The sequence below is a fragment of the Actinocrinis sp. genome (genome assembly GCF_035605935.1).
GTDB lineage: Bacteria > Actinomycetota > Actinomycetes > Streptomycetales > Catenulisporaceae > Actinocrinis.
Map to the genome: position 1 here is coordinate 1 of NZ_DATNGK010000138.1, position 10,558 is coordinate 10,558.

Below are 10,558 nucleotides of genomic sequence, written 5' to 3' on the forward strand. Positions count from 1 at the left end.
TCTCGGCGTTGCCGTAGTCGAAGCAGCAGCCGCCGTTGTAGTGGGTGCCGTCCAGCACGTCGTACATGCCTTCGGACTGGTTACCGGTGGCTACGCCGGAGGTGCTGTCATCGCGGTAACCGGTGCCTGCCGGGATGTACACGCCGTAGGCTTTGTGGCCGTTGAGCGTGGTCGGCGCGGACTTGGCGTTGGCGAGGTTGTCGTATCCGCCGGCTGCCGGGCCTTTGAAGCCTCCGGGAGGCGCCTGGGTCAGGTTGTTGTGGTGCGAGGTCTGGTCGTAGATGACCGTGATCACGCAGTTGGTGTTGGCACAGAAGGAGTCCTGCGCGGCCGCGTTGGCATAGCCGCCGGCGCTCAGCACGCCGATGTTCGCCGTGTGGCTGTCGGAACTGCGCCGCACCTGGTAGAGCGGACCGTTGTAGGCCGCGAACAAAGCCCGAGTCGTGCTGTGCGCCGCGACACACGGCGTGCCCGCGGCCGCGAAGATGTCGCACGGCTGGCTGGTGGCCGCCGAAGCCGGCTGCATCGCGAACGCGCTCAGACCGGCACCGACGAGTGCCGTCGCCGCGGCGGCGAGCGTGAGGCGACGACGGCGCGGACGCGCTTTCGAGGTCTTCACTGGTGTAACTCCGTCCTTCAAAGTGGGTAAGCCGGCGCTTCGGGTTCGGCGCGCCGCCTTCTCGTGCAGCCGGTCCCACTCCCCCGCGGGACCGGCTGGCTCAGGTTCATCGCAGCGCCCTGCTCGGCGCTCAGCGGTAACCGGCGGCGACGATGCTGGCCTGGACCGCGTTGTCGGTGGCGTCCGAGGGGTAACCCGCGGTGATGGCGCCCTCGTAGAAGGTGCCCGCGCTCAGGTTGGTGTTGTGCGCACAGCAGTCCCCTCCACTGCCGAGCACGATCGCTCCCTGCTGCTTCATCGGGTCATAGCCGCGCGGCAGCGATCCGTCCCACAGCGTGGTCAGCATGCCGGACTGGGCGTTGGCGCCCTTGAGCGCCATGCGCGTAGTGCCGTTGTTCTTCAGCATCGCCGTGACGTAGGTGTTGGTGAACGCGCGCTGGTTCGGATTCCACTTACTGCTGCCACCGGGGAACAGGCCATATTCGAGGTCTGCTTGGACCCACGGGCCGCTGCCGGTACAGCCGCCGAACCAGCAACTGGTGCTGAAGTTGATCGCGTCCATGGCGCCCGCACCGTCCGCGCGCCGATCCGTCTCGCTGTTGCCGTAATCGAAGCAGCAGCCGCGGTTCACGTGCGTGCCCGAGGTCACCATGTACGCGCCCTGCGGCGCGCTGCCCTTGGGAACGCCGGTCGAGGAGCCGTTGCGCCAGTAGCTGTTGCCCGGGTTGATGTAGAGGTCGTACACCTTGTGCCCGCCGGCCGTCAGCGACTGCCGGGTGGCGCTCGACGGGGTGTCGTTGCCGCCAGCCCCGCCGGGGCCCTGATACAGCAGGGTGTTGCCGTGTCCGGACTGATCGTAGATCGCCGTGATGACACAGGAGGTGCCTGCGCAGAAGGAGTCCTGAGCCGCGGCGTTCGCGTAGCCGCCGACGCTCAGCACACCAACGTTCAGCGTGTGACTGTCCGAGCTGCGACGCACCTGGTAGAGCGGGCCGTTGTACGCCGCGTACAGCGCACGAACAGTGCTATGCGCGGCGACGCACGGGGTTCCACCCGCCTTGTAGATGTCGCACGGCAGGCTGGTCGCCGCCGACGCGGCCTGAGTGCCGGCAACGGCGGCACCGGCGAGGGCCAGCGCACACGCGGCGAGCACGGCCCCGACCCGAGTACGAATCTTGATACATCGCATGAGCATGCTTACACCCTTCTTCCGCCGGCGCTGCTGCGGGCGGCTCGCGGCGAGCACGATCGCCCCGCCTAGTGGATGCGGAAGGTCATCAGGGAGCGCCCGGGCACCGTCGCGGTGAACGAGCCGCTGCTCAGCGAGAGCGTGGACTGCTGCGCGAGGCTGCTGCCCGAGTTGGTCAGGTACGGAGTCACGGTGCCGCTCGACAGTCCGGCGCTGGAGACCGCGTAGGTCGCCGAGGTGCTGCCGCTGTTGGTGTTGAGGACCACGACGATGACCGAGCCGTCGGTGTTCTTGAAGGCGGCGACGTCAAGGCCGTTCCCGGTCGTCGCGGAGATCCGCGTCGCGCCGGGCCGGACGAACCTGCTGTAGCTGGCCAGTGCGTAGTACCGCTTCGCCGGGGTCAGCGTGGAGCCCTTGAGCCCGATCAGGGAGCTGTCGTGCTGGGTGGTGCTGATGCCCCAGAAGTAGAAGAACGCGTTGTCGTTCCCGCGGGTCATCGAGGTGAAGACGTTCTGCGCCCAGTTGAAGCCGTCGGCCTGGCCGTTGTCATCCCAGGAGCCGTCCCACTGGTTGCCGTTGATGGACCACTCCGACTCCCAGACGGACCGGCCGGCAGAGTTGATCGGCGAGGTCGGCGCGCCCGCGTAGCCGTGGCTGGTGAACACGCCGACGGCCGAGTTCGCCGCGGAGTTGCTTTCCACCGCGCTCACGTAGCTCGGCAGCTGGTTGAATCCGAGCGTGTCGCAGCAGGTGATCTTCGTCGAGAGGCCGGAGGAACGCAGCGTCGGACCGAGCACGCCCAAGAAGTTGACCGCCTGGGACTGCGTGAACAACATGCTGCCGAAGCTGCTGGTACTGGTCGCGGGCTCGTTGACGAAGCCGAGGGTCGAAGGCGTCACCCCGGCCGACGACCAGAACTTCGCGTCCTGCACGAGGTAGTTCGCATAGGCCTGGCGCCAGTCGCCGCTGCCGCAGGAGACTCCCGGCACCCCGCACAGCCCGCCGCGGTCCGCGCTGTTGGTCATGTACGGCGGCGGCGTCCAGGCGTTGTTGTAGAAGTTCGTCACTCCGTAGTTGTTCTTCGCCTGCAACGCCAGCCACAGCTGGCCGTCCTCGGTGCCGCCGTTGGACGGATTCCACACGTAGTGCGGCGTCGCCGACGGGCTGCCGGGGCTGCTCGGCTCAATCGAATCGCTGCCCGAGGGGATGTCGTTGCGGATGATGCTGAAGCCCGCGCCGTTCGAGGTGTTGAACAACAGGTCCAGCGCCTGCTTCTGCGCCGACCCGCTCAGCCCCCGGATCGCGTTGGCCATGTTGAAGGACTCGGAGATGCCGAACCCGTCGATCTTCTGATACGAGCTGCCGCCGACGGTCACCGTCGGCGCGGCGTTCGCCGGCGTGCCGAACGCGAACACCGAGCCGATGCCCGCGAGGCTGGCCGTCGCCGCGGCGACGAGGCGCACGCGGCGTGCGGTTCGAGACATGATGGACTCCCTGCCAGCCGTCGAATCGGTGGGTGGCGACGGCTTTGGTCACGCCTGATCAATCGTCTGTGAGCGCCGGCCAGTGGACGGCGGCGCTGCGTCCGCGCCGGTCGGCACGGGCAGGTATGCAGGGTTCAGGGGATTCGTCGCGCCGGACATCGACACCGGACAGTGGACATCGCGGCAGGCTGACATCCCACGGATGTGAGCGTTAACATCCTCATACCGGTGTCAGCCAGGGTGCCAGTACTGATTCACTTCGCACGTCCTTGGGCGATTGTGGGTATTAGCGGCAGACCGCACAGCTTTGTCACGGCCCGCTACCAAGCGATCGCGCGACCGCATGCCAGATGCTCGGACCACCCTCCCCGAAGTGTCAACGTTATGAACAAAAGTGTCCGTAATAGCCGTTATGCGCGTCGAACAACTGTCGAATATTGACAACCGTCCGACACTTGCTCGCACGCCTGCCGCCTTCTCGGACGCGATCCGGCTCGACATGGGATGTCATTTTGTTCAACTCTTGCCGGTGATGTGGCGTCGGTGTACACAACAGCTGTGCATATGCGAATGCCGGACGCTCGGATCGGGAACCGGGAACGGGTTATCGAGCTGCTGCGTACCCGTGGCGCGCTGACCCGCGCCGACCTCGCTCGATCGCTCGGCCTTTCCCGGGCCACGGTCTCGAACGTCGTCGCCGCGCTGTATCGCGAAGGCCTGGTCGTCGAGACCGAGAGCACTGACACCAGCGTGCAGCCGCGGCAAGGACGGCCGGGCGCCCTGCTCACCCTCAACCCCTCGGCCGGCGTGGTCGTGGGGATCGACTTCGGCCACACCCACGTGCGGGTCATCGTGGCCGATCTGGCGCACACGGTGCTCGCCGAGAACACCCGGATCCTGACCCGGGATCACGACGCGCGCCACGCCTTGCAGACCGCGGTAGCCATGGCCGAGGAAACGCTCATCGCCTCGGGGGTGGATCGGACCAAAGTGATCGGCGTCGGCGCGGGCGTGCCCGGCCCAGTCAATACGCTGACCGGAGCCGTCGGCTCCTCGAGCATCGCGCCAAGCTGGGTGGGGCTGCGACCCGGCGAGGAACTCGCCGCTCGGCTCGAGTTGCCGGTGCTCGTCGACAACGTGGGCAATCTCGGCGCGCTGGCCGAGGTCACCTGGGGCGCCGGCCAGGGGTCACAGGTCGCGGTGTACATCAAGCTCGGCACGGGCGTCGGCGCCGGTTTCGTGCTGGGCGGCCGCATCTTCCGCGGGTCCTGCGGGACCGCCGCCGAATTCGGGCACATGACCATCGACCCGGCCGGGCAGATCTGCCGCTGCGGAAACCGCGGCTGCCTAGAGACCTACGTCGGGCTGCCCGCTCTGCTCGGCCAGCTGCGCACGCACTACGGGGCCGATCTGACGACGCATGATGTGGTCGCGTTGGCCCTCGCGGGCGACCGTGCCTGCGGCCGCGTGCTCGCCGACGCCGGCCAGCGGGTCGGATCCGCGATGGCGATCGTGTGCAACCTGTTCAACCCGGACCGGGTGATCATCGGTGGCGAGTTGGCCGCCGCCTGCGACATCGTGCTGCCGCCGCTGCGCAACGCGCTGGATCGCGACGCGCTGCCGTTCGCCGGCGGACATGTGACGGTGTGCAAGGGCCAACTTCGCGATCGCGCCGTGGCGCTCGGCGCGATCGCGACCATTCTGCACGCGACGACGCGCTTCGTCAGCGCGTCGCGCTCCGCGGCCCCGACCCGCCCCTGAAGACCAGCGCCCCGGAAAACCAGCGCCGCAGGCCCAGGAAGACAGCCGCTTTCATCCATCGAACACGTCGATACGATTCGACACACACGCGCTCAGCTGGGCCGATTCTCTGTGGCCTGATGATCCATCGAACGAGTACTTGCGCAACCGGACTGCTCACGCCATGATGACCAGAAGTTTCGAGATTCCGGCATGTCACACCGAACCGGACACGGTGTCGAACCGGATCGAAAAGGCGCGTGACTGACAGCGGTTTCATCCGCCATACCAGGCCACTGCGCGCCGACACTTTCACTGCGCGGGCGATTCGCTCACGGGCCGTGCTGATCTGACAGCCGACCCAGCGGCCTCGCCTTATTCGCCCGGCCAATTAATAACAGCCCTCTGATGCCCACGTATCGAGGAGATCTACCATGCTGAAAGCTGCCATATCCGCGTGCCCACTCAACCTTCGAACGCGCTCGGCCCGAATCCTGCTGAGCGCGCTCGCCGCGACGGTAGCGCTCGTGGCGATGCTTTTCACGGCGCTGCCGGCCTCCGCCCAACCCGCACCTGGAGCCGCACCCGCGTCGCACGCCACGCCCGGCAATCCCTATCAGCGCGGGCCGAACCCTACCCTGGCCATGATCGAGGCCACCCACGGCCCCTTCGCCACCGCGCAGATGAGCGTTCCGACCGGTCACGGCTTCAACGGCGGGACGGTCTACTACCCCACCGACACCAGCCTCGGCACCTGGGGCGCGCTGGCCATCGTGCCCGGATATACGGCCCTGTTCCGCAATGAAGAGGCCTGGATGGGGCCGTGGCTCTCCTCCTTCGGCTTCGTCGTGCTCGGCATCGAAACCAACAGCCGCACCGACAACGCCGACGCGCGCGCCACCGAACTGCTGGCGGGGCTGACGTGGCTGACCACGCAGAGCCCGATCCGCAACCGCGTCGACCCACACCGGCTCTCGGTGCTCGGGCACTCCGCGGGCGGAGCCGGTGCGATCATCGCCGCGGAACGCCAGCCATCGCTCAAGGCGATGGTCGGACTCGCTCCCGGGTTCCCGGGCAACGGTCTGAGCATGGCCACGGACAAGGTGCCGACTCTGGTCGTCGGCGGCCAGAAGGACACCGCGGTGACCCCAACGTACCTGGCCGGCCTGTATGCCACCCTGCCCGCTTCGACGCAGAGCGCTTTCGCGCAGATCGCCGGCGCGACGCACCTTTACTACCTGCACCCGAACAACGTCGAGATGAAGCTACTGATCCCCTGGCTGAAGATCTTCCTCGACAACGACACCCGGTACGAACAGTTCCTCTGTCCGAGCCTGCCGGACCCGAGCACCATCTCGATCTACCACCCCAAGTGCCCTTACGTACCCTCACACTGAGGACAAACCGATGCCACGACTTCGAACCCGAGGAGCGGGCGCGCTGACTGCCGCGGTCAGCACCCTCACATCCGCGGCGGTGATCGCCGTCGCCCTGCCTGGCCCGGCGAACGCGGCGAGCGAAACGGTGACGGTGAACCTGTCGACCACGCTCGGCACCCCACAGTACCGGGCCTCCGGCACGCTCCACGGAATGACCGAGAACGCCACCAACCCTCCAGACCAGTACTACCGGAACATCAAGTTTCAGTTCGAACGCGCGGGCGGCGCGCATCTGGGCAATCCCGGCGGCTGGATCTTCGGCACGTACGCCCGCCGCTGGAACTCGACCCTCGCTCAAGCCAAGCGCACCGCGGCGCTCGGCGGGACGTTCATCATCCTGCCGCACGACCTCTGGGGCGCTGGCAGCGGGAGCAGCGCACCGCTGCCCGGCGACAACGGAAACTGGACCGACTTCGACAACTTCCTGAGCACCCTCATCTCCGACGTGAAGGCCAATGGCCTGAATGTGGAGTGGGATCTGTGGAACGAGCCTGACCTCACCGGGTTCTGGGCCAGATCGCAGTCTCAGTACCTGGCCATGTGGTCGCGAGCCTACAAAGCAGTACGCGCCGCGATCCCGAACGCGGTCATCGTGGGGCCGAGCACCGCCTTCAAACCGTCAACCGGCAGCGCCTGGTGGACGGCGTTCCTCAACTTCACGAAGGCCAACAGCGTTCTGCCGAATATCTACAGCTGGCACGACGAGCCCGGCGACCCAGTACCCGAGACGCATAACGCCGACACTCTGCTGGCCGCGCACGGCATAAGCCGCACCCGGCCGTACCAGATCAACGAGTACGCCACCTTCGGCCAGCAGCACGCCGGGCCCGGCGCCTGGTATATCGGGCGGCTCGAGCGCGCCGGGGCCGACGGGCTGCGCGGCAACTGGGCCAGCGGAATGGGCGAAGAGGATTACGAGGCCAATCTGCTGGTCAAGAACGGGGCCGGGCAGTACCAGCCGCGCGGAGAATGGTGGATGTACGACTTCTACGGCTCGATGACCGGCAATCTGGTGTCCACCACGCCGAGCACCGACCTGGAGGCGGTGGCCTCGAAGAACACCGGGATTGTCAAGGTCCTGCTCGGCAACCACGGCACCACTGGCACGATGACCGTCAACATCAACCGCCTGGACACCGTCTCGGGGTTGATCAGCGGCGGCCACGTCAGAGTCATCTTGCAGCGAGTGCCCGACAACAACGGCGGCGCCGTCACCGGCCCGGTGACCGTCTCCGACACCACCGTCACCGTCAACAACAACGCCATCGCCGTCTCAGTGCCCTGGACCAACGCCAAGGACGGCTACACCATCACCATCGAACCCTGACGCGGGAGACCGCTGGCGTAGCCGCGGCAAAGCCTTCCCGTCCACGACATCCAAGATCCGGACGCCGCGGACGGGAAGGCAGATCCTCAGCCGGTGACGATCAGCATCGCGCTTCCAGCCGGCACGGTGACCGTGACTGTGCTGCCAGAGACCGTGAGCTGTTGCGGCGTCGGGTGGAAAGCCGCAGTCACGCTCACGCCGGATCCCGCGATGGTAATGCTCTTAGACGTGAGTGACGGCGCCGTCAGCGGATAGGCGGCCGCCCTCGTCGCGGAACCCGACAGGTGCACGGTCGCGGTGAGCGTCGCAGAGCTCTTGTTGTCAAGCATCACATTCGCGCCGATGCCCCACGCGGTGACCCCGGACGCGCCCGAGACGGTCGCGGAGTGCAGCGTGCCCGCGCCGGCCAGGCTCCAGAGCAGCTCGGCGTAGTACACCGCCTGCACGCCGGTCGGGTTCAGGCCGCTGAACATGATCGGCGAATAGTACAGCGGGAACTGAGTGGAGGTGCCGCCATGGAAATTCACCCCGGAGCCGCCGTGCGCGGCCACGTCGTCCATGAAGTCCAACGCCCACAGCGCGGCCGCCTGCACGTCGCTGACACCCGGCTCACCGCCGTGGAAGTACGAGTTCGCCTCAGTCATTCGCCACTGGGCGACTCCACCGGCCGCGCGGGCACCGCCCACGGCGCTGCACAGATTCGTCAGCACTCCACCCGGCGCGGTGGAGGCGAGCATGCCCGAGATCGTGGCGCCGGAGTTGTTGCCGATGTAAGCGTGCATCGACAGGATCGTCAGGGCATTGCTGCGCTCGTGCGTGCCGAACGGCGTGAGCCACGAGGTCGTCCCGGCGGTGCCGGGTCCGTCGAACACCGCGCTGGGCACCTTCGCGCGGATCGCCTTGACGTAGTTGTTGTAGGAGGCTTCGTACGCCGACTCGCTGGTGTAGTAGTTGACCTCGTTGCCAATCTCGAAGGCGAGCAGGCTCGATCCGAGCGCCTTGGCCGCGTACGCCGCCTCGGACGCCGCGTTCGCGGAGTTGTTCGTCTTCAGATTGATCCCGTAAAGCACTTTCCAGCCGGTCGCGTGGACGAACGCGGCGAGCTTGTCCACGTCGGCCGGGGCGATCTGCGAGGCCGAGCCTCCGGAGCCGGTCGGGTTCCAGTTCACCATGTCGACGAGGTTGCCGCCGAGGCGCAGCACACTCGGCCCGAGCAGCCGGAACAGGCTGACCAGATTGGTGTCGTGCGCGTCGAACATGCCCGCGCCGACCCGGTCCTTCTCATAGCTGAAGCCGGCAAAACCGGTGCCGGACTGCCCGCTGCCGGCCGAACTGACGGTGACGGTCACGGGCGTCGCAGCCCTCGTCGTCGCGGTGCTCGTTCCCGCCGCGGCCGCGGTCCCGGCGCCGGACGCGCACAGCGCGGTGGCCACGCTCGCGGCCAGCAGGGCGCCGGCAGCGCGCCGACGCTCCAGAACTCTGATCATCAGAACCCTCCCTACCGACGAACCCGGTCTCCGCCGCGCGCCATGGGTGCGCCCCAGGGGTGCCGGATTGTCGGATCGATTCGACTCAATTGTCGAGGATTGTAGGTAAAAATCATGAAGTACACCATAGCGCCCATATCAACACTGATTTGTCCGCGCTCGCACCGCCGGCGCCAAGCCCTGGCCGCGGCGGTGGCTGCGCTCCTGGTGGCCGGCGCGGCTGCCGCGCTGGTCGCCGGGCCCTCGGCCGGATCGGCGAACGCGCTGGCCAACGGACTCGCCCTGACGCCGCCGATGGGCTGGAACGACTGGAACGCGTACAAGTGCAACGTGTCCGAAGCCCTGGTCAAGCAGACCGCTGACAAGATCGTGTCCTCGGGGCTCGCCACGGCCGGATACCAGTACGTGAACATCGACGACTGCTGGATGCAGTCCACCCGCGACTCCAGCGGCAATCTGCGGCCCGACTACACCAAGTTCCCGGACGGCATCTCCGGGACTGCGGCGTACGTGCACGCCAAGGGCCTGAAGCTGGGCATCTACGAGGATGCCGGAACGCACACGTGCAAGGGATACCCGGGCAGCCTCGGCCACGAGTCCCAGGATGCCAAGCTGTTCGCGTCCTGGAAGGTGGACTACCTCAAGTACGACAACTGCTACAACCAGGGCGTCAGTGCCCAGACCCGCTACACCACCATGCGCAACGCGTTGCAGGCGACCGGCCGTCCGATGGTCTACAGCATCTGCGAAATCGGCTTCAGCTCGCCCTGGCTGTGGGCCGCCAACGTCGGCAACCTGTGGCGCACGACCAACGACATCCAGCCCAACTATGCCAGCATGCTGAGCATTTTCCACAAGAACGTCACGCTCTCGCAGTACGCCGCGCCCGGCCACTGGAACGACCCCGACATGCTGGAGATCGGCAACGGCATGACGGCGACCGAGGACCACACCGAGTTCAGCCTCTGGGCCGAGATGGCCGCTCCGCTGCTGGCCGGAGACAACCTGGTCAACGCCAGCGCCACCACCTTGTCCATCCTGGGCAACAAGGCGGTCATCGCGGTCGACCAGGACTCGCTCGGCCGACAGGGCCGGATGATCCGCTCCTCCGGCGGCCTGGACGTGCTGGCCAAGCCGTTGGCCAACGGTGATGTGGCCGTGGTCCTGTTCAACGAGAACAGCGCCGCCGCCACCGTCAGCACCACTGCTTCGGCCATCGGCAAGAGCGGCGCGAGCAGCTACACGCTCACCGATCTGTGGACCGGCGCCGTGC

General features: G+C 67.1%; 7 protein-coding genes and 1 pseudogene. 4 read left to right on the top strand and 4 right to left on the bottom strand.

Annotated elements, in window-relative coordinates:
* The 3 genes and pseudogenes from VN779_RS11825 to VN779_RS11835 all read right to left on the bottom strand — a co-directional run.
* Positions 1-526 (bottom strand): arabinofuranosidase catalytic domain-containing protein (locus VN779_RS11825; protein ID WP_349260746.1); only part of this gene is annotated, 526 nt, incomplete at its 3' end.
* Positions 527-749: 223 nt separating this feature from the next.
* Positions 750-1,697 (bottom strand): annotated as a pseudogene (locus VN779_RS11830) (arabinofuranosidase catalytic domain-containing protein); the annotation flags it as partial.
* 179 nt (positions 1,698-1,876) lie between these two features.
* Positions 1,877-3,292: a glycoside hydrolase family 30 beta sandwich domain-containing protein gene (locus VN779_RS11835; protein WP_325722536.1), complete on the bottom strand. Its 1,416-nt coding sequence runs from the start codon at positions 3,290-3,292 to the stop codon at positions 1,877-1,879.
* Positions 3,293-3,856: 564 nt separating this feature from the next.
* Between VN779_RS11835 and VN779_RS11840 the strand changes: the two genes are divergently transcribed.
* From VN779_RS11840 to VN779_RS11850, 3 genes are all read left to right on the top strand, one after another.
* Positions 3,857-5,053: an ROK family transcriptional regulator gene (locus tag VN779_RS11840; protein WP_325722541.1), complete on the top strand. Its 1,197-nt coding sequence runs from the start codon at positions 3,857-3,859 to the stop codon at positions 5,051-5,053.
* A gap of 413 nt (positions 5,054-5,466) precedes the next feature.
* Complete coding sequence (locus tag VN779_RS11845; protein ID WP_325722537.1) at positions 5,467-6,429, top strand: hypothetical protein; 963 nt, start codon at positions 5,467-5,469, stop codon at positions 6,427-6,429.
* Positions 6,430-6,439: 10 nt separating this feature from the next.
* On the top strand, positions 6,440-7,798 hold the full coding sequence (locus tag VN779_RS11850; protein ID WP_325722538.1) for a GH39 family glycosyl hydrolase: 1,359 nt from the start codon (positions 6,440-6,442) through the stop codon (positions 7,796-7,798).
* An 86-nt stretch (positions 7,799-7,884) separates the two neighbouring features.
* Here the strand turns inward: VN779_RS11850 and VN779_RS11855 are convergent, their stop codons facing one another.
* Positions 7,885-9,285 carry a hypothetical protein gene (locus VN779_RS11855; RefSeq protein ID WP_325722539.1) on the bottom strand — a complete coding sequence of 467 codons (1,401 nt, stop codon included), beginning with the start codon at positions 9,283-9,285 and terminating at the stop codon, positions 7,885-7,887.
* Between the two features lie 114 nt (positions 9,286-9,399).
* On the opposite strand from VN779_RS11855, the gene VN779_RS11860 reads away from it, so the two are divergent.
* On the top strand, positions 9,400-10,558 hold a 1,159-nt coding region (locus tag VN779_RS11860; RefSeq protein ID WP_325722540.1), incomplete at its 3' end, for a glycoside hydrolase family 27 protein.